The sequence below is a fragment of the Verminephrobacter aporrectodeae subsp. tuberculatae At4 genome (genome assembly GCF_000193225.1).
GTDB lineage: Bacteria > Pseudomonadota > Gammaproteobacteria > Burkholderiales > Burkholderiaceae_C > Acidovorax > Acidovorax aporrectodeae.
On record NZ_AFAL01000600.1, the window covers coordinates 1 to 216 of the forward strand.

General features: G+C 63.4%; 1 protein-coding gene. It reads left to right on the forward strand.

Going from position 1 to position 216, the window contains the following annotated elements; genetic code table 11:
• Positions 1 to 216, forward strand: a 216-nt coding sequence (locus VTU_RS28355; RefSeq protein ID WP_040893181.1) for a SwmB domain-containing protein, incomplete at both ends; no start/stop codon positions are given.

Here is a 216-nt window from a genome sequence, read left to right on the forward strand (position 1 = left end):
CTGATCATCACCGGCGACACGACGCGCCCCAAGGTCAACGGCAACCAACTGGTGCTCAGCTTTAGCGACACGGGCAACCTGGACGCGGACCCGACCCACACACCCGCCAACGGAGCCTTTACGGTCCTCGTGGATAGCGTCGCGAACGCCGTCACCAACGTCGCCATCAATGCCGAAGCCAAAACCGTCACGCTCACGCTGACCACAGCGGTCACC